The sequence below is a fragment of the Paraburkholderia sp. Cpub6 genome (genome assembly GCF_014201065.1).
Lineage (GTDB): Bacteria > Pseudomonadota > Gammaproteobacteria > Burkholderiales > Burkholderiaceae > Paraburkholderia > Paraburkholderia tuberum.
In genome coordinates this window covers 84,700-104,442 of record NZ_JACHDM010000024.1, presented here as the reverse complement: position 1 = coordinate 104,442, position 19,743 = coordinate 84,700, and the positions used below count along the sequence as shown (strand labels likewise).

Here is a 19,743-nt window from a genome sequence, read left to right as displayed (position 1 = left end):
GGCAGTACTGGCAGCAACAGCGGAATGATGTGACGTGCGGCGAGCCCGGGGCCATCGAGTCAGCCCCGGTGCCACAAGAGGTTGCGCTCGTCTACCTGGAAGAACACCACCCATCTTCCTGCTGCGCAGCGTGGGCAGTGAGCATCGTGGACTGGAGTCGGCCATCTTCTGCCGTTCGACCTTTCTCTCAAACCGACATTAGAACGTCGGCTCCGCCCCGGACAATGGACGTCCGCAAGCTGATCGTAGCTGGCGTGTTTATCGGTGTGATTGTCCGACGCAAGGAGACCCGTGGGTATAAAAAGTGCACGTTTCGTCGAAGCGTTTGTTCAAGCATAGGTCGACGTTCTTGCGGTCCTCGAGACCGCTTTGAGAGGCACTCATGGACCGATTGCAAGGTTTGGCCGATAGCACTAGCGCGTGGCCTCGACGCGCGCTGATCGCGCTTTTGGCGGCGGTCTGTCTTTCCTGCGGTGGTGGTGGTGGCGCGGGCGGAGCCGGCGCGAGTGGAGCCGGCGCGAGTGGAGCCGGCGCGAGTGGAGCCGGCGCGAGTGGAGCCGGCGCGAGTGGGGGAACTGGCTCCGGCGGAACATCGGGGAGTAGTTCCGGAGGAATGTCTAATGGCACGGCATCGATCGCGTGGATCGGTACCTGGGCTGTCGCACCATGGGTCACTAATGCACCGGGGTTTAACAACGAGACTGTGCGCCAGATCGTGCACACCAGCATTGGCGGTTCTGCCGTGCGTGTGCAGTTGTCGAACCTTTACGGGAGCGAGGCAGTCGTGATCGGCAACGTTTATGTTGCCCTGCGTGACAGCGGTCCCATTACGGTCGCCAGCAGCACGAGAACGGTGACGTTCGGAGGCCAACAAAGCGTGACACTGCCCGCAGGTGCGTCAATCGCAAGCGACCCTGTTCCCTTCGACGTGCCGTCACTCGCGGATATTGCCGTCAGCCTGTATCTGCCCGGCGGAACGCCACCGCATTCGACTGGCCACGACGGCTCGCTACAGGACGTCTACGTCGCGCCGGGCAACGTCGGTGCCGATCCGAGCTTCACCGGCTTCACCCCTAACCCTGCCGGTCAGGCATACTATTTTTTGACGAACGTCGATGTCCAAAACGCCAAGGCAACGGGCGCGGTGGTGGCATTCGGCGCGTCGATCACTGACGGGTCTGCATCCAGCAGCAACGCTAATCGCCGCTGGCCGAACGATCTTGCCGTGCGCCTGTTCGACGCCGGCATGGCGGTCGGTGTACTGAACGAGGGAATCAGTGGCAATAACTTTTTCACCGATGGCTGGGGCGAATCGGGCCTCAATCGCTTCAATCGCGACGCGTTGGCCCAGCCGGGAGTGAAGTGGACTATCGTCTCCGACGATGCCGTCAACAACCTCAACACCGAGGCACCAGCCAGCGCGCAGGATCTGATCGCCGCGTTTCAACAGTTGATCGCCCGCGCGCATGTGGTCGATGTCAAGGTTATCTGCTCGACGCTGACGCCGTTTCGCGGTACGCCGTTCTGGACACCCGCGATCGAAGCTACACGGGAAGCGATCAACGCGTTTGTGCTGAGCCCGTCGAGCGGCTGCGATGCCGTGCTGGACCAGGCTCGCGCCGTGAGCAATCCCGCCGACCCAGCCTCCTTTCTGCCGGCTTTTAACAGTGGTGACAACCTGCATCCGAACGACGCTGGCATGCAGGCGATTGCCGACGCATTGGACCTTGATAGCCTCAAGTGATGACGTCATCTTGGGTTTCTGAACCTGCGTGCGCATTCTCAGCCAACGACGCTAGTGGTCCGATACCTTTATGGCAGGACATCGTCGCGCCATTCAAACGATGTCTGCGGGGAAATCGAGGCCGTTCACAACCGTTGGCTTGTTAAAGGACAGTTAGCAGCGGTTAGCGAACACACGCCCACGTCGACCGGCCACGCCGTGGGTCGCATAGAGCAACCGCCGCCGTTAACCGACTTGCTCTCCTGTCGAGACACGACAACGCGTGCCAGTGACGAGGTTTGGTGCAGCAACGGCGAGCCTGCCTACGAGAATCGCCATCAAGTTGGACAAGCCAATTAGAGACACGGACAACTACGAGCCAGTCAATATGAACGCCCGAATAGCCGTTTGGGCGTTGGAAGCTGCCGGTGGAGCCGTGGTTGGTCGAACGGCGGATATGGGTCCGACTGCTGCTCGCCCCGACGGGCCCGTTGGGTAAAAGCCATCGGCGGCGAACCAGGCCGCCGTTGGAAAAGGCTGCCGAAACAGCCGGCATCTTGGCCAAATAGCTCGAGGTTATCCGCGCTTGCGGCTGAATTCGTCTGCTATAACTGAGCGACATGTGTAGCGGTGCGCAAGTTGCTTTTGCAGCCCGTAAATGTTGACACGAGCCAAAAGCTGCCGCGCCGACCCGGCACACGAAGGCTTCCCCGATGACTCTCACTTCCCGCTACACCGAAGTCCCCGATCTCGCCGACGATGCCCCCTCCCTGCGCGAGATTCGCCACCACCTCCACCAGCATCCCGAACTCGCCTTCGAGGAACTGCGAACGGCCGCGCTTGTCGCGGAGAAGCTTGCCGAATGGGGCTGGCAGGTGACGCGCGACGTCGGCGAGACGGGCGTCGTCGGCACGCTGGAGGTGGGCGAGGGCACGCGCAGCATCGGCCTGCGCGCGGACATGGACGCACTGCCGATCGTCGAGCGGACCGGCAAGCCCTACGCCAGTGCGGCCTACGGCAAGATGCACGCATGCGGCCACGACGGTCACACGACGATGCTCCTCGGTGCCGCGCGCCATCTCGCGCGCATGCAGCGTTTCAGCGGCACGGTGCATCTGTACTTCCAGCCGGCGGAGGAGCGCAGCGTCCCGAGCGGCGCGCAGAAGATGATCTCTGACGGCCTCTTCACGCGCTTTCCGTGCGACGCCGTGTTCGGCGCGCACAACCATCCGGGCATGCCGCCGGGTACGTTCCTGTTCCGCAAGGGCGCGTTCACGGCGGCGGGCGACAAAGTGACGATCACGATCGAAGGCGTCGGCGGGCACGCGGCGCGGCCGCATCTGACGGTCGATCCGGTCGTGGTGGCGTCGAGCGTCGTGATGGCGCTGCAGACCATCGTCGCGCGCAACGTCGATCCGTCGCAGCCGGCGGTGGTCACAGTCGGCTCGCTGCATGCTGGCACGGCGAACAATGTCATCTCGAATTCGGCGAAGCTGGAACTGAGCGTGCGCTCGTTCAGCGAGGAAGTGCGCGCGCTGCTCAAGCGCCGCATTGCCGAGTTGGTGCAGGCGCAGGCCGCGAGCTACGGCGCGACGGCGGTGGTGGCGTACGAGGAGGGTCATCCGGTCGTCGTGAACACCGACGTGGAGACGGAATTCGCCGCGCAGGTGGCGCGCGAACTCGTCGGGGAAGAAAACGTCGTCGCGAACGCGGATATCCTGATGGGCAGTGAAGACTTCGCGTTCATGCTGCACGAGCGCCCGGGCTCGTTTCTGTGCATCGGCAACGGCGCGGGCGAGGACGGCTGCATGGTCCACAACCCGCACTACGACTTCAACGATGCCAACCTTCCGGTCGGCGCGGCGTACTGGGCGCGCCTCGTCGAAAGGTTTCTCGCGCAATAACTTTTATCAAATTTTATGCGCATGACGCTCGTCACGCATGGCCGAAGCGGCGGTCAGGCCGGCAGCGAGAAGTTTTCGATCGCTTCGCGCAGCACGTCGACCTGAACCTTCAGAGAGCGGGCGGCGGCCGTCGCCGCTTCCTCGAGCGGCGGCGTTCGGCTGCGTGACCGGGTTCGTCTCGACCACCGCGCGGTTCACCCGCACCGGACGTGCAGATCTCCCGCATTCGCCGCTCGCACAAGACATCACGCCTTCGTTCACGGCTCGCAACAAGTACAAGCTTAGACGTCGCAGGGGCGGGAGCGGCTTTGTCAGGTTGATGGGAAGGCGGCGGTAGAACGAAGGGATGAAGAAGACAAAATCTCGTCCGTGAGTGACCATACCAAGCGACTGCTCGACTCTGATACCTGCCGTTGCAGCCCTGACGGCTCGACCGGCGGCAATGGGTCGAGGCCGTGTGAAAACGCAAAAGTCCTCGGTTTTCAGGTGTCGCTTTACCCTTCCCAACGCACTACCAAGCCAGCACAGCGCGATCTGAAGGGTCGCCTTTTTCGAACGTCGCGTTTAGCCTGTGTTTTCACACGGCCTCGGTCGACAGTCGCACGGCGAGCCGATGACGGTACGGCCGCCGTTGTCGCCAGCGCCGTGCAGATCCCTTATCCTCCCCAAATGCGCGCGACGTTGTCGTTTATGTAGGTCCCGACAGTCAGAACCTGATTGTTCGCGCGGTCATATGCAACAAGGCCGCACAGGACGTCGCCGAACTGAGGTCCATAGGCATCTAAAGCGCTTGTCAGGAGCAAATTGTCCGCGGCAGTCACCTGCCCAACTGAGGAAAGGATGAATTTCACGTCCGGTGCATTGCTTAGAAACGACAGGAGTTGCTCCGAAGTGGAAAAAAATCGCGGGAGCTTGAGTTGGGAGCCGTCCAACTGCTCAAGCAGAGCAAGCTTCGCTTCGTATAAGCCTGTGCCAGCCGTGTACAAGATCATAGCCGCCCCCTATGTGAGCCTCTATTGGGCTGAAACATAGCACTTCCGGCGCGTCAATTCAGACATTGTATCCGCGTTGACGGACGGCCCCCAGAGACTCCCGCCACGTGCCTCTATGTGGCTTGGGGACTAGCCGTCGGCTGGCGCGGCGGTTGCGTTTGATTTCCGAGGCGATGACCGCGCGCGGGAGCAATGAACCGCCCCGGATTTGGTGGAGGCTCCAACTCTTGAGAGAATGGAGCTATGAACAAGTCGAACAAGTTTTCTGCTGAAGTCCGCGAACGTGCTGTGCGCATGGTGCAAGAGCATCGGGGCGAGTATCCCTCGCAGTGGGCAGCGATCGATTCCATCGCCCCTAAAATCGGCTGTACGAGCCAGACGCTGCTGGGATGGGTCAAGCGAGAAGAAGTTGATAGCGGTGAGCGTGAGGGCGTCACCGCGTCGGAACGTGAGCGCCTCAAGGCACTGGAGCGTGAGGTTAAGGAACTGCGCCGTGCCAATGAGATCCTGAAGCTGGCGAGCGCGTTTTTCGCCCAGGCGGAACTCGACCGCCGCCTGAAGTCCTGAAGGCCTTTATCGATCAGCATCGCGACACCTTCGGTGTCGAGTCGATCTGCAAGGTCTTGCGGATTGCCCCGTCGGGCTATCGGCGTCATGCCGCACGGCTTCGCGATCCATCGCGGCGCTGTGCCCGAGCGAAACGCGATGAGTTTCTGAGTCCGGAAATCAAGCGAGTCTGGCAGGCCAACATGCAGGTCTACGGCGCGGACAAAGTCTGGAAGCAGTTGAACCGGGAGGGTATTGCGGTGGCACGTTGCACCGTCGAACGGCTGATGAAGCAACAGGGTTTGCGCGGTGTGAGGCGTGGAAAGCGAGTTCGCACGACCATCCCCGAAGTATCGGCTCAACGCCCGCTCGACCGGGTCAACCGTCAGTTCAAGGCTGACCGGCCGAACCAGCTCTGGGTGTCAGATTTCACGTACGTCTCGACGTGGCAGGGCTGGTTCTATGTCGCATTTGTGGTCGACGTGTTCGCTCGGCGCATTGTCGGCTGGCGTGTTAGTTCATCGATGACCACGGACTTCGTTCTGGATGCACTTGAACAAGTCCTGTACGCTCGCAAACCAGACAACGACGGCACGTTGATTCACCACTCCGATAGGGGATCGCAATACGTCAGCATTCGATACAGCGAGCGGCTGGCCGAAGCCGGCATCGAACCATCCGTCGGCAGCCGCGGCGACAGCTACGACAATGCACTGGCTGAAACGATCAATGGCCTATACAAGGCCGAACTGATTCATCGGCGCGCTCCGTGGAAAACTCGAGAATCTGTCGAGCTGGCTACGCTGGAATGGGTCGCGTGGTTCAACCATCATCGACTGATGGAACCTCTCGGCTATATCCCGCCCGCCGAAGCTGAGGCAAACTACTACCGGCAATTCAGCAATACCATCGCTGTGCCGGCATCAACTTAAACCAACCAGCCTCTACGAATCCCGGGGCGGTTCACCTGGCACCGCCGCGTCGCGACGCAGCCCCGATCCAGCGACAGCAGAGTGCTCAGTCGCGGCCCGCGATCCCCGGCGCTATTGATGCGTGGCCCAAACAAGCCACGAGTCGAGGCGGACGACTGAAGACGCTCGGACAGGCGCGGGCAAACGACGCGGCTAGCTGCGGCGTTGACCGTTTCGCCTCGGTAGCAGCCATTGGAAAGAGACGAGCCGAACGACCGAGTAGGGTCGAAATGCGTCCGCCGGAGGACGCACAGTTACAGTGCCCACCTGGTGCAATGCAACCAAGAACGCCGGCATCAGCCAGCAAATAAGGATGTCCCATTTTTCAAGCAGTTCCACGGGTTTCTGGTGGCACAGGGCGCGGCCCTCCGGGTTCGATACGCTCGATCAGGAGGAACGGTTCCCGATAACCCGGCGCTCGACGGAAATCCGGCAAACCCAAGCGTGGCAGGGGATTGCGCTGGTGTAGCCCTATATATATACAATAATTACTACCAACCTCGTGATGGCGTTTCAGGAGACCGCGACGGGCCTTAATTTCTGGCGCTTCGTCGCCTGTGGGCGTGCAATTAAGGGTGTTAAAAAACGGCTGTCTTGCTTCCATGACGGGACATTAAAGCTAAAAACCGTAGCTTTTAACCCCCCGCCATACTTAAATTCTTTGCGATTTTCATTTTGTATCGTGAGAAATGCGCCATTGTTGCAGTGCGATACTAAGTAATAACCTAATGCCAACTTAGACTGCCTAGCGATGCGAGACGGTGACCCAACTGTGTTCTCGCCGCTTCATTCCGGAGACACGTAATGCCCTATCCTGACGCAGCGATCACTTGCTCGGTGTCTCTTGCGACACCGCTTGCGGGAAGTTCTGAAGCCGGGCAAAGGGTAGATGCCGGAAGTATTTCGGCCCGACTTGACCGGTTGCCCCCGACCCGAACGGTGTGGAAGCTGGTGATCCTGCTGAGCTTGGGATTTTTCTTCGAACTGTACGATTTGCTGTACACCGGGTACGTTGCACCGGGCATCGTGAAGAGCGGGCTGCTGACCCCCACGACTCACGGAATTTTCGGCACAACGGGGATCGCAAGCTTTATAGCCGTCCTTTTTGCCGGCCTATTCATTGGCACGATTGCATGCGGGTTCCTAGCCGATCGGCTCGGACGACGTTCGGTTTTTACATATTCGTTGGTCTGGTACGTAATCGCCAACGTATTCATGGCATTTCAACACAGCGCCGCAGGTCTCAATTTTTGGCGCTTCGTCGCGGGTATTGGGATAGGCGTGGAGCTCGTGACTATTGGCGCGTACATTTCCGAGCTTGTTCCAAAGGGTATTCGTGGTCGCGCGTTCGCGTGCGAGCAGGCGGTCGGCTTCACGGCGGTGCCGGTGGTCGCGTTTCTGTCGGTTCTGCTGGTGCCGCGCACGCTGTTCGGTCTGGACGGCTGGCGCTGGGTCGTACTGATCGGCGCGCATGGCGCGCTATTCGTCTGGTGGATTCGCCGCGCGTTGCCGGAAAGCCCGCGTTGGCTCGCGCAGCAAGGGCGTCTTGCCGAAGCCGACCGCGTGATGAACGCGCTCGAGGCCAAGGTGCGCCACGAATACGGCCGCGAATTGCCGCCGCCGGCGTGCCGGTCGCGCCGCGCGGCAGCTTCCGCGACATGTGGGTACCGCCGTACCGCAGCCGCACGCTGATGATGACGATCTTCAACATCTTCCAGACGGTCGGCTTCTATGGCTTCGCGAACTGGGTGCCGACGCTGCCGATCAAGCAGGGCATCACGATCACGACGAGCCTGATGTATTCGAGCGTGATCGCGTTGGCCGCGCCGCTCGGTCCGATCATCGGACTGTTTATCGGCGACCGCTTCGAGCGCAAGACGGTGATCGTCGTGATGGCCGGCGTCAATATCGTATGCGGGCTGTGGTTCAGTCAGGCATCGGGCGCGGTACTGCTCGTCAGCCTCGGCGTGTGCCTGACGCTTGCCGGCAACATCATTTCGTACAGCTATCACGCGTATCAGACCGAGCTGTTTCCGACCAGCATCCGGGCGCGCGCGGTCGGCTTCGTCTACTCCTGGAGCCGTTTTTCCGCGATTTTCACGGCGTTTCTGATCGCGGCGGTGTTGCGCTACTTCGGGACAACCGGCGTGTTCGTGTTCATCGCGGGCGCGATGCTGATCGTGATGCTGGCGATTGGCTTGATGGGCCCGCGCACCAATGGTCTGGAACTCGAAAGGATTTCTAAATAACTAGGTTCTTTCCTGAGCGATTGTGATCTCCGCCTACAATAAGCGCACAGTGGCTTTTCTATGTGAATCGATCCCTACCTGCTCTTACTCGTTCGGTTGTAAGAACTACGAAATCAAGTATATGCTGGCCGTCGAATTGACAATTCGTAGCGTTTATGGAATACAGCGGGGGCAACTTTGTCGAAATTTCAAGCGTGGATTCTGTTTGCCTCCTAGCAGTCTTTCTTGGCGAAGAGTAAGTTGACGCTGTCTCCGGCCGCAATGCGCTGCGTCCTTCGCCGAACCTTCCCCTTGGACGAATACGACCGCGCTTTGTCTTTTGCGACCAAATTGATAACATTGTGCCGATGCATTGTTTGTGTTGAAGAGCCGCAATGTAGACCCTGCCGGTTCCATGCCGACAAGGTGCTGCGTTATCAATACATCGCGAGCGGAGTTGTGACGTGCTCTTTTGAAAAGACGTTTTTCAGAGCGCCTGCCGCAATTTTTACTAAGGCATGTTTATGGTCGAGCGTCCACCCGTCGGTAAGGTCATTCGATTACTGCGGCTTGAGCTCAAACTGACACAGATTGAGTTTGCGAAGCGGTGCGGGCTCACTAGCCAATATTTGTCACTTCTGGAACTCGGGAAAGTTAACGTTTCGCTAGATACGCTCTTGGTGATAGCCGAACAACTAGGGGAACCTTTGTCGCACGTTCTCTCAAAGGCTGAGGATTTTGAGTTACTGAAGCGACCGAAGTCTCATAGGGGAAAAAAGTCCGTTTGATGCACGCTGCTGAATTCAGTCATCACCGTTTGTTGTGTCAGGCACGGTTCGGAATCTTAGCTCATTGAAATTAGTCACAACCTTGCACCGTGCCGGTCTCACTTGTGACGAGAACCCTAGATAGGCATTGGTGGCCCCGCGGCGATCGGTTAGCCGCACCTGTATAGGCCACCATCGTGCTCGTGGGCGCATGCGGTCTCGGGTTGCCTTGCTAGTTCCTGCAGGTGCGCGAGAACGAATGAGCGTCAGAGTTCATGGCTAAAACGTGTGCTCACCGGCGATGATAGTACAGGCAAGCAGCCTACCGAGGGCTGCGGTCTTTCCCTCGAAGTACTCCGAGTCCGCATCTGACAGCCATTTTCGCTTCATAGCCAATGCATTTCCTCCGCCATTGCCGTCGCGATCAGACATGCGCCGTCGCTGCACTGCGGTAAGGGCTTGTTAAGTGCCATACCGCCGGGCGCCGCAGAAAAGGCATATCCTCACCTCGACGGTGGCTATCAGGTTGGGTGCTGCATTGCACAAAGCACGCGATCTTCGTCGTACGACGCAACCGCATCCTGCCTGACTGCTGCATCGAGGACGGTCGTTCCATCAACTGAAGCTTCGTCCTAATTCAATATTTATATTGAATTTCCGGATGAGATGTACCAAACTGGATTGTGCGATGGGCCGGGGCGATGCCTTTGGAGACGTTCCGCACCTAGTAATATTGCAGTCCGCTGAACTGGGAGTTTCGACTTTTACCTGATTATCTTGGGAATGAGCGGACACATCTGGACGCGTTGACATGGCCACGAGCGCTAACGACCGGATCGATGAAGACGTTCAGAGAGCGGTCCTGTTCTTGGACTACGACGGTACCTTGCACAGGGGGCCGACGTATCGTACGCGACGGGGCATTGTAAGTAGCGACCCGGAGAGGATTGCGCTTTTCGAATTTGCACCGCTTCTCGATGCCTTGCTCAAGCCGTACCCGCAGCTTGAAATCGTGCTGTCAACTTCATGGGTGCCTGTCCTCGGATTCAAACGCGCCAAAAAGTTTCTTCCGACGTCACTTCGGGAACGCGTTGTCGGCGCGACGTTTCATTCTATGTACGCCGATGCATTCGCGTGGCCAACAATCGGGCGCGGCATACAGGTGCTTCGATATGTTGGAGTTCATCGCCTGCGACGTTGGTTAGCAATTGACGACCAAGATGATGGGGCCGAAGGCTATGAGAAGCATTTCGTGAAGTGTAATCAAGCGCTAGGACTCGGTGATTCTGAGACAGTGGAGTTGTTGCAATGCCGGCTCGCGGAACAATTCGGCGAAGTGTGAGTGTTCACCTGAAGCTCAGAAGTTAAGCAATCGTAGTCCAAAGTCTGAGCTCGGTTTGAGGTTGTAAATTGCTGAACATGCAAGAGGTACCGCAAAATCGGTGAGTGTGGCCTCCGTTCTCGTCAGGCGATAAGAGGTCCTGTAGTTGCGCAGCGGATGTGAGTGACGGCTCGAGATCCGCTCGGACGCCTCTTGGTGATCTGGAAACAGATGCGTCTTCCATGACGGTCGAAGCGAAGTTGCAGTCGCAACTGCTTAGATGCCGACACCTGACTTCTGACGTCGGGTGAATCTCGAAGTGACCTTAAGAGGAAAGGGCAATCACATGTGGATCAGTCGTTCTGCGCCTGTCGAGGACGAGCCCGAAGTCTTCCTCGAGCTCTGGTCTATTCGCAAGACTAGTACTGGAGACTTACATTTCGTTGGGTTCAATGTCGACCACCGGGCCGGACGTGTAAGTACAAAAATTGTTGAGTTCGACGCTCAGCTCCGCGAGGGGATTACCGAAAGCGGGCGCCGATATCACCTCGTCGGCCCTGCCGGTTACGATCCAGACGCTGAATACGTTTGGAGTCGTGTCGCTCGGGGAAGAGGAATTTCGGAATGGACGGACGTCACCGCAGAACTCATTCCAGACTGTCAGCGAAAATATGACCTTTGACAGGGAGTGTGGCCAAGCTGGTTTGTGGGTTCTGCAGCACTTTCAAAAACTGAAGCTACGCGTTGATCCGTCTCTTTCGCAGACCGTCAGGTTGAGTGCGCAACCGCCGCTGAACTGACCCTGCACAGGTTGGCCGTCGATATGCGTCGATTCCGTCGATGAGCGGTCTTTGCGATCCTATTTTTAGTAAGCTACCTTTCTGGATGAGCTTCCATGCCGGACTAGGAGCTACGCTATCGCCTGCACTCATTGGCGGAGGGACCTACGACCGAGGGATCGGTGGTGATCCTTCCGACCTCGTTGGCTATGCAACCGGTGGGGCGGCGCCGGCACCTCGTCTACAACGCGACAGGGGGCGCCCAAGTCGGTACCGACGATTACACCTTCTCAATGACCGGGGGAGTCGAGCGGCACTTGTTGTTCGGGAACCGAGGCTCCACCGAGCAGTGACGACGGGACCTGTCCGTGCCTGATCAATATCTGATCGAATACGTCAGTTCGGATGGACTTAATACTCCGGTCGGTTCCCGGAAGCCGTGATTCGATTGAGTACCAAGATGCACTTCAAGTATTTTTCGATGCCGGCGGACTTTGCCAAAGGAACTGAGGGATAAGATTCGCTCGAAATGACAAGCGTGCGGCGATGTAGTCACCATCCGCAACTTCGCGGAATGAGCGAACGGCGAAGTCGTTCAGAGAGACATCCACGTGGGTCATAGTCTGGCTGTTTTTTATTCTGCGGATAGAATTACGCTGCTTGCGTCTGTCGACGAATGTCCGGGTATCCAACCGGTGGGCCAAGTCTACCTCATAGCGCCGCAGACTTATTAAGCACCGGCGGCGATGCATTATCGCAGGCGCCGCTGCCCTGGAGTCCGCCGGACCTTGTATAGTCTTGGTATTGCCATCCTAGGATCCTCCATGTCGCGGTTAGGAATTGAAAGAGATACGGGGTTGATTTATGAGGGTAGAGATAGCGCGTGCTTCCTGTCGCTGCCAACGCCGGTTCTCTCACAATGTACCTTGGTGAAATCGCCGGTGGACCTGACTAATCTGCCAGTCAACATTGAGACCCATCCGTTCGCGTGGGTTTTTCGAGAAGATTCGTTCGACGCCGTTTCTCGCGTGCGAAGAGGTCGGATTTTTCAGAAGCAAGGCGCTAGCAATTCGGAGCCGTGGACCGTCAATGCTCATTCAAACCTCGTGTCTGATATCGCGCAAGGGCGCAACGACGGTCGCATAGTTAAGCAGCTCAATCTGTTCATAGAGTGCCAGGAGCTACTGGGCCTTCCAAGTCGCGGGGAAGGCTTACAGCTAGCGATCGGCGTCGCCGGGGCATTCTCACTTTGGCGGATTTTGCAGGTCGAACGAACGCTGAGTGGCGATGTGATGGTCACCCTTCGCGCTGAGTCAGCCATGGGCATTCTGCCTGAGCTCGATGAAACGCGAGTACCGCCGGCGAGCCTGCCGGCCGTCCGCGTTGCGATCACCCGTGTACTCGAGGTTGCCTATCGCGAGCTTCCGACATCGGTCGTCGACCAATGCCGCAACGCGTGTGCGGCGCTCGGGTCGCATTGGCTCTACCATCGGTCCGGCGAGGCTCAGATTCTGGAAAGAGACCTTGGCAAGGTCATCGTTGCCATTCAGAACGAACTTGGTTCCGATAAGTCACGAACGATCTGTTCTGCCTTGGATATCGTGAACAGATTACATCCAAGAGGCAAACACAACGAGGTCCGCAAATACGACTTGCGCGATGTGACGGATGAGGATGCCGCCCTTGCAGTGCATGCGACTGGATTTCTGATTCGTGAGTTTGGGTGGGCAACTGTGTAGGTGCCACGCCTGTGGGTTCGCGTTGTAGTCGGGAACGTCGCGGTGATCTTTAGCGCGGACTTGTCAAGAACAAGCGAGATCGGCCGCTGCCGCGAAAAGCCCGATATGAGCTTCGCGAAACAGCGGTCGATTGGCTACCTGCTATATCAAAAATCGGTCACTCTTCCTGTTGAGCCGTCGCCGCGCCATTGATATGCTCAACGACTGCTGACGGCGCTGCGGTATTTGTCTCAACGTTCTTCGCCCCTGCATTCTTGGTCACCGCCTTCTTTGCGGATACTTTCTTTGCTGCCGCCTTCTTCGCGACCGTCTTTTTCGCCGTCACCTTTTCTGAGGCTGGTGCAGCGCGAACGGCCTTCTTTACGGCAGTCGCAGCCTTCGTTGTCGACGTCTTCGTCGTCGAGTTCTTAGCTGCAGCTCTCTTCGCAGTAGCTTTGCCTGGCGAACTCGATGAGTTGGTCAAAACGCCAGTTTCTGCAATCAAAAACTTGGTGCGGTCTTTCGCAGTCGCAATCCACGCCGGCGCACGTCCACGCCCACTCCACGTCGCACCACTCTTGGGATCACGGTACAGGGCTGGTTGTGGGCCTCGCACATAGTTTCCGACCTTGGCAAGCGCCTTCGCTTTCTTGGCTGGCGCGCTTGAACTGGCGGCGACTTCAAATTTGGTTCGGTCCTTTGCGCCAGCGATCCACGCAGGTGCGCGGCCATGTCCTGACCAAGTTGCACCGGTCTTCGGATCTTGGTATTTAGCCGCTGCGGCGCTGCGCGCATTCGTAGGGTTAGCGCTCGGTTTGCGGCCACGATTTTTCCCGACGGTTGCCTCAATGTCAGAAATCGCAAGACCGTGCTGTTCCATCAAGTTACGGATCTTTTTGATAACACCTGAATTTTGCTTTGCAGCTACCGATGCCGCTTGGGCCTCAAGCTTTGCGATTCGTGCTCGAATGCTTTCGAGGTTTGCCATAGTTATCTCGTTAAAAGTTGATTGCCGCACTATGCCACAGTCATCGAAGAGCGTGGCTGTTCTTTGAGCAAACTTATACCGAGAAATCGAAAATATCTCGTTCTGGCCATTACAAAATTTTCATGCGGGCTTCCGCACGCATGTTGTCCTAGAGGAGGGCCATCTCATAGCTATTCCTTGCTCTCATTTAAGAGACCGCTTACTCTCGTCGCCGGGACGCGTGCATTGGGGCTAGAAATCAAAGCAGTCCCTCTGTCATTCCGACATCCGCGACGTAGCTGAGATTGCGATAAAAACTGGTCGCAATACCTGTTTCCTCCAACAGACCTAGGAAACAGGATGTCTCAAAGCAACACCTCAAAGCTTTATACCGCTGACCTCTTCGCCGGAGTCGGCGGATTCCGATTGGCGCTCGAGTCAATTCACGGCGCGCCGTTCGAATTCAGTCTTAGCTGTCAATGGGAGCCGTCGACACGGGTCCAGCACGCGAGCATGGTTTACCAAAATCACTGGCCGGGAGGTGTTCATCTTAATGAAGACATCCAGTCGGTGTTGGCGTCCGAGGAGGGATGCGCGCTAGTGCGGGAGACCAAGATTGATGTCGTCTGCGCAGGATTCCCGTGCCAGGACTATTCAGTCGCAAGGCCGCTATCGCAGTCACAAGGACTTGCTGGCAAGAAGGGTGCGTTGTGGTGGCCCCTTGCACAACTCCTGCGGGAGCGGAACGACGACAATCGCCCGGTTCAGTATCTGATGCTTGAGAACGTCGACCGACTGATTTCGAGCCCTGTTGGAAGCCGAGGCCGGGATTTTGCCGTCATTTTGTCGACGCTCAGGGCGCTCGGCTACGCCGCTGAATGGCGCGTGCTCAACTCGGCCGAATATGGACACGCCCAGCGTCGCAAGCGCGTTTATATCTGTGCGTATCACGAGTCCACCGGTATCTTCCAAAAGTTGCGCGCGGCCACTTTGGAGCAAGACGGGACGCCACTCGCTCAGACGTTGTTATATGACGCTTTTCCATGCACTCTGGTGAATGCTCTGGACGCCGTGCAACCCGCGTTGTCGGTTCTCCCGGAGCCGCTGAACGAACAGTTGGCCTATCGGCCTCTCTCGAACGGGCGCTCGCGCTTTGGCAATATTGGCTTGATGCTCGAAGGGGCCGTCTACACGTGCGCTGCAAAGGCTGCCACCATCACGGATTTCACGCGGTTCACGGGACACCACGACGCGCTTACATTGGGTGATGTCGTCAGGCAGACCGGGCTGGTTCCGTCGGCGTTCTATATCAAGCCGGAGGATGAGGCTCGCTGGCTTCAGGCAAAGGCTGCAAAAGTGACGCCCCGGCAGGCAAATGGCTTTGAGTACAACTATTCCGAGGGAGCGATGAGCTTCCCCGATTCGCTCGACCGCCCAAGCCGGACAATCATTACGTCGGAAGGTGGTACGACGCCGTCGCGCACAAAGCACGCAATCCGAGACGCTTCTGGGCGACTTAGGCGTCTTACTCCGGAGGAGCTTGAGAGCTTGAACGGGTTCCCGCGTGGCTTCACAGAACTTCAGGGTGTCAGTGATGCCGCTCGAGCCCGTCTCATGGGTAATGCGCTCGTGGTCCCGATGATTCAGCGAATTGGCGAGGCATTGCACTCCGAGCACCAGAAGTGTCTCACCGGATATACGGTGGCGTGACCAGCTGGTTTCGCGAGACTGAACACCGGCTTCGAGAAAGTGAACGCGCGTTTCGGAGCACAGAATTTCAGAAATGGTGCTGCTTCTCGAGGAAGACGCGCGCAGCCGTTTCGCTTGAATTCGAACAGTTTCACGTCGTTCTTAGATGGCGCGGGAACTTCGGCGCCACGGAAGGGGCGGACGCCCACCGGCTGAAGGTCCGGGAGGCAAGGACGCACGGGAAAAGAAACTGTTAGCCGAGACAATGCTCGACGTCGAATCATTGAACGTTGTCGTCAAGGGACCTCGCTTGGCGAGGCACTGAATCGGTGGTTGATACCGACTCGACGCTTTTTCGGTTTGGTTCCTATGAGGCGAGAAACAGTAGAGCCCCTTTTGAGGCCCTTTCTTGATTAATTGGCCGCTGAGTTAAAGTTGCTTGGTCGGGTCATTAGTGGGTACTTCCAGCGTGCGGGAAGAGCCGCATGGCGGAGATGGTCCAAACTATCACCGAGATCGGCGAGCCTGTTCTTGTCACACAGAACGGCGCCGCTCCGGTTGTGGTCCATGATGCGCAACCCTATGAGCAACAGCAGCAATCCCTCGCGCTTCTGAAAATGCTGGCCCTGGGAAGGAGACATCCAGGCGGGCAACTTCCGCGATGCCGATGAGATTTGCGCAGACCTTGATAAAGAAAATAGTTGATCGTTTGCCGGATTATGGTGGGCGCGCCTGCAGGGCTTCGATTTGACTACCTGAGCGCTTCAGCACTCTCGGTCGAAGACGTTGGACGAGAGTGTCTCCCTCAACTGAAGCTCAACAGTATAGAGCGGGCCAATAAGGAGCGGTGACATCCGATTAATGCATATTCCCCGGGGTGGGTTTGAAGCCGAAGCGTGGGTCACTAATGGCGCCGCTCGCCGCCTAGTTTTTTGCGGCAATATTGGTGAACTTGTCATGCCGCCATCTGATACGTTGCCGGTGTGACGTCAGCGTCCTGTCGTCGCTTGAGTTCGTGCAATGTCACACCGTGCTCGTTCTTCCAGTCGAGCCAGCCGTTGCACGCACTGCCGCAGACCACGGCCGACGCACCACTGGGCGATGTGAACAGCAGGTCTTCATCAAAAGTAAGTACGCCGTCGCGGACTGAAATCTTTTTTTGCTGCAACAACTCTTCTCGCAGTCGTGCAAACGAGTGATTTTGGAATCCTCGACTCACGTCGGCCTTCCCAATCGACCCACGGAGAACCACGAGACCTTCGTCCGTATAGTAGCCAGATGCGGAAGTGTTCGCGCGTCTGCAGAAGAGGATTTCCCCAGCCTCCCTTGTCGTTTCAGGATTGCCTAATCGCTCAAATATCGGCAAACCCAATGAGGCAACGAGAGTGCGGCCCGTATCAAATATCTCGAAACAGTCGGCGGCTAGTGGAGCAGGGACATGTGGTTTGCTACCACCGTTGCAGTTGTCAATGCGATAACGGCCAGCATTCCGTGCCTCCTGAATCAACAAGTTTTCGAGAAACAGCGCGTGGGTTTGAGTCAGACTTTCAGTACGGGTCGAGATAATGAAAGCGCGCTGCCAAAAATCTTTTTCGTTATTGTGGGCGACCAGCCTTTTGCGCAAGTCCCCCGTTTGTCCGATATAAGCGAGCTTGCCAGAACCATCATCCGCCTCGCCAACTAGTATGTAGACGGACAGGCGTTCACTCTCGCGCATGTCGAGGAATTCGGCGATGCGGCTTCGCGGTACATCAATGGCTTGGACGATGCGCGTGGTGATTTCAGCGATCCGGATGCCGCGCGGGTCGCCGCTCGGCAAGAAGATCTGGATGGTTTGTGGTCGTGAGTTCATCGTTCTAAATTCGTGGTCTAAGTGTTCCCCTGGCACGGGGATACGGTTTTATTGGCTGGGACGTCTGAGTGCGACGTCGATTTAGTGGAACGATATTCTTATTGTTTCAATTGGGCAACGTATAAATCGCGTTTGTATAGATTGTTAAATTAAATCTAAAAAAATCCATCTATTTATACATTCCACTCGGAATTCGGATTCAAGTGTCTGCGAATGAGTGAAGACAAGGCCTTTCTCTTAACCGCTGGAAAGTAGGCGCGTCTCGAACTTCGGTAATCAACTGTGGCGGGGTCGCGTCCCAGGACGGTGGGGCGCAGACCGAGAGTCATCTGCGTTCGTTTAGTAGCGGGCTGGGTTTTCGGGCGATAAAAACGGCGGCTACACGAGCTTTCTACTGAAGGCTCGTATGATGGTCCATTCGTATTTGGAAGAGATGGTGCCGGGATATTTGATCCCGGGAAAAACCAACGTCCTCACTTGTGGGGAGTTGTTCACTGGCTGCGGTGGAATGCTCACTGGGTTGGCACAAGCGGGTTTCGGGCACAGGTGGGTGAATGAAGTGGATGCGACCGCATGCACCACTTTGCGCAACAATTTGCAGGGTCATCAGCTTGCTGAGTCTCCCCGTGTGATAGAAGGGGATATGCGGGATATCGATTGGAGCGACATTGACGCGGTCGACCTCGTAGCCGGTGGTCCACCATGCCAGCCGTTCTCGAAGGGCGGACGCGCAGCGGGTGAGACCGACCCGAGAGATATGTGGCCGGAAGCGATTCGTGCAGTGCGAACGCTGCAACCTCCCGCGTTCTTGTTTGAGAACGTTAAGGGTTTACTGAGGCCAGGTTTCTCGCAATATCTGGCGCGAATCCTGGACGGTCTGAGATGCGGTGACGGCAATGGCTCCGAGTGCGGGGATAAATACGAAGTTGCGGTGATTGCGGTGAATGCTGCGGACTATGGCGCACCACAGAAAAGAGAGCGGGTGTTGATTGCTGGCGTGCGCAAGGACTGCGGTTCGCTATTGCCTTTTCCCTCAGCCACTCACAGCGTTGAACGCTTAGTGTGGGAGAAATGGATAAGCGGTTGTTATTGGGACAGGCATGGGTTGGCGCGTCCCGCTTGCGGGCCAACGTCGCGCTTTGAGCGGACAGCTTTTCGAACACTAAGCCGAACGCGTGTCGAGCCAGAAGGGCTGCCTTGGGTGACGTGCCGGGATGCTTTCGCCGGCCTCGGTGAACCAACGCTCGGAGACGATCCCCTGCGACACGAATATCGGGCGGGCGCGAGAGCCTATCCTGGCCACGAAGGGAGTGAAATTGACCAGCCGGCTAAGGCCCTCAAGGCCGGGTGCCATGGGGTGCCCGGTGGCGAGAATATGTTGGTCGACGGTATGGGTGCCGCAAGATATTTCACTGTCCGGGAGGCCTGCCGGTTGCAGGGAATGCCAGACACATTTGTGCCGGCGGGTTCGTCGAGTCGAGCGCTGCGACAACTCGGCAATGCTATGCCCGTGCAGTTGGCAAGAGCGGCAGGACACTGGATTCGTCAGTGTATGAGCGCACGGTGAACAACCTTCCAAGTGAGAACCGTAACGGGCGGGCGCCGCCCATTCGTTCCATCTTGTAGGAGCACGTGCGCTGCGGCGCGGGCGAAGCGGGTTCGCGTCGATATCTTCATTAACCGCGTCGTCCGTGGACTTGGGCATCAAACACCGTCTCGACGGGCCTCGGCGCCTCTTTCTAGACGCTGCCAATGGCTGCTCGTGACACGGAAGCTTGAGCGCCGCGTCTAGTGCACGTCGCGTTTCGTTGTTCAATCAACCGTAGTTTCCATCTAGTTAGTCGGGTCTGAATAATTCGTTTTGGGTCGGCGCTTGCCCTCTTATGCGGCCCGCGTTCTCGATTTTCCCGTAGGGGCCATTGTCAGAGCTCGCAGTTATTTGCCGTATGAGAAGGTGCAGGACTTGGCTGCTAACCCCACTTTGGACTATCTCAAGCACGAGGTGCTGGACAAGTACGAGGAGTTTGCGGAAGAAGCGGAGTGAATCGCCAAGGTGCCGGCGCGAGAATCCGTGCCGTGGAGATTGCTTCTGTCATTAAAAGCGGGCGACATGGAAGAAACCGTAGTGGCAGGACACCGGAGCCCGATGTATGCGACCTGTACGAATGGTGCGCATGAATGGTAGCCAGCCCCGTGAGGGAGCGATGAGGCGGTTTTGCCGATAGGAATCTTCGGACAAAGCGACGCCAGCAGGAGGCCAAGACACTGAGTGGGGTATCCCGTTCG

The 19,743-nt window shown here is 57.6% G+C and carries 12 protein-coding genes, 1 pseudogene and 1 other annotated feature; of the genes and pseudogenes, 9 read left to right on the top strand and 4 right to left on the bottom strand.

Features of this window, described 5'->3' with window-relative positions; all coding sequences use genetic code 11:
- Positions 1 to 382: 382 nt before the first annotated feature.
- Positions 383 to 1,744, top strand: coding sequence for a GDSL-type esterase/lipase family protein (locus tag HDG33_RS29365; protein ID WP_184037507.1), 1,362 nt, complete (start codon positions 383 to 385; stop codon positions 1,742 to 1,744).
- A gap of 692 nt (positions 1,745 to 2,436) precedes the next feature.
- On the top strand, positions 2,437 to 3,627 hold the full coding sequence (locus HDG33_RS29360; RefSeq protein WP_184037504.1) for a M20 aminoacylase family protein: 1,191 nt from the start codon (positions 2,437 to 2,439) through the stop codon (positions 3,625 to 3,627).
- A gap of 6 nt (positions 3,628 to 3,633) precedes the next feature.
- Here the strand turns inward: HDG33_RS29360 and HDG33_RS29355 are convergent, their stop codons facing one another.
- Entirely contained in the window at positions 3,634 to 4,008 is a 375-nt protein-coding gene (locus HDG33_RS29355; protein ID WP_184037501.1) for a hypothetical protein, read from the bottom strand.
- A gap of 275 nt (positions 4,009 to 4,283) precedes the next feature.
- Complete coding sequence (locus tag HDG33_RS29350) at positions 4,284 to 4,619, bottom strand: hypothetical protein (protein WP_184037498.1); 336 nt, start codon at positions 4,617 to 4,619, stop codon at positions 4,284 to 4,286.
- A gap of 243 nt (positions 4,620 to 4,862) precedes the next feature.
- On the opposite strand from HDG33_RS29350, the gene HDG33_RS29345 reads away from it, so the two are divergent.
- The 5 genes and pseudogenes from HDG33_RS29345 to HDG33_RS29325 all read left to right on the top strand — a co-directional run bounded on the left by HDG33_RS29345 (position 4,863) and on the right by HDG33_RS29325 (position 12,970).
- Positions 4,863 to 6,097 (top strand): IS3 family transposase gene (locus tag HDG33_RS29345; RefSeq protein ID WP_409259089.1). Its coding sequence is split into 2 segments (ribosomal slippage): positions 4,863 to 5,151 and positions 5,151 to 6,097, totalling 1,236 coding nucleotides; the frame shifts between segments, so codons are not numbered across the junction.
- Positions 5,141 to 5,257, top strand: a sequence feature (AL1L pseudoknot). Its footprint overlaps the gene before it by 117 nt.
- 843 nt (positions 6,098 to 6,940) lie before the next feature.
- Positions 6,941 to 8,385, top strand: a pseudogene (locus tag HDG33_RS29340) (MFS transporter).
- Positions 8,386 to 8,882: 497 nt separating this feature from the next.
- Positions 8,883 to 9,152 (top strand): helix-turn-helix domain-containing protein, encoded by a 270-nt coding sequence (locus HDG33_RS38440; RefSeq protein WP_409259088.1) that lies wholly within the window; start codon positions 8,883 to 8,885, stop codon positions 9,150 to 9,152.
- Between the two features lie 790 nt (positions 9,153 to 9,942).
- The gene (locus tag HDG33_RS29330; RefSeq protein WP_184037489.1) at positions 9,943 to 10,473 is read left to right on the top strand and encodes an HAD domain-containing protein; all 531 of its coding nucleotides are present in this window, start codon (positions 9,943 to 9,945) and stop codon (positions 10,471 to 10,473) included.
- Between the two features lie 1,582 nt (positions 10,474 to 12,055).
- A complete protein-coding gene (locus HDG33_RS29325) occupies positions 12,056 to 12,970 on the top strand; it encodes a hypothetical protein (protein WP_184037486.1) in 915 nt (304 codons plus the stop codon).
- Positions 12,971 to 13,127: 157 nt separating this feature from the next.
- Here the strand turns inward: HDG33_RS29325 and HDG33_RS29320 are convergent, their stop codons facing one another.
- Positions 13,128 to 13,937, bottom strand: a complete 810-nt coding sequence (locus HDG33_RS29320) for an H-NS family nucleoid-associated regulatory protein (RefSeq protein WP_184037483.1) — start codon at positions 13,935 to 13,937, stop codon at positions 13,128 to 13,130.
- A gap of 339 nt (positions 13,938 to 14,276) precedes the next feature.
- Between HDG33_RS29320 and dcm the strand changes: the two genes are divergently transcribed.
- On the top strand, positions 14,277 to 15,626 hold the full coding sequence (gene dcm / locus HDG33_RS29315; protein ID WP_184037480.1) for a DNA (cytosine-5-)-methyltransferase: 1,350 nt from the start codon (positions 14,277 to 14,279) through the stop codon (positions 15,624 to 15,626).
- Between the two features lie 934 nt (positions 15,627 to 16,560).
- On the opposite strand, the gene HDG33_RS29310 is transcribed toward dcm, so the two are convergent.
- Positions 16,561 to 17,457 carry a GIY-YIG nuclease family protein gene (locus HDG33_RS29310; protein ID WP_184037477.1) on the bottom strand — a complete coding sequence of 299 codons (897 nt, stop codon included), beginning with the start codon at positions 17,455 to 17,457 and terminating at the stop codon, positions 16,561 to 16,563.
- Between the two features lie 406 nt (positions 17,458 to 17,863).
- Here HDG33_RS29310 and HDG33_RS29305 point away from each other — a divergent pair, with 406 nt between their 5' ends.
- A complete protein-coding gene (locus tag HDG33_RS29305) occupies positions 17,864 to 19,024 on the top strand; it encodes a DNA cytosine methyltransferase (RefSeq protein WP_260330619.1) in 1,161 nt (386 codons plus the stop codon).
- Positions 19,025 to 19,743: the final 719 nt, after the last annotated feature.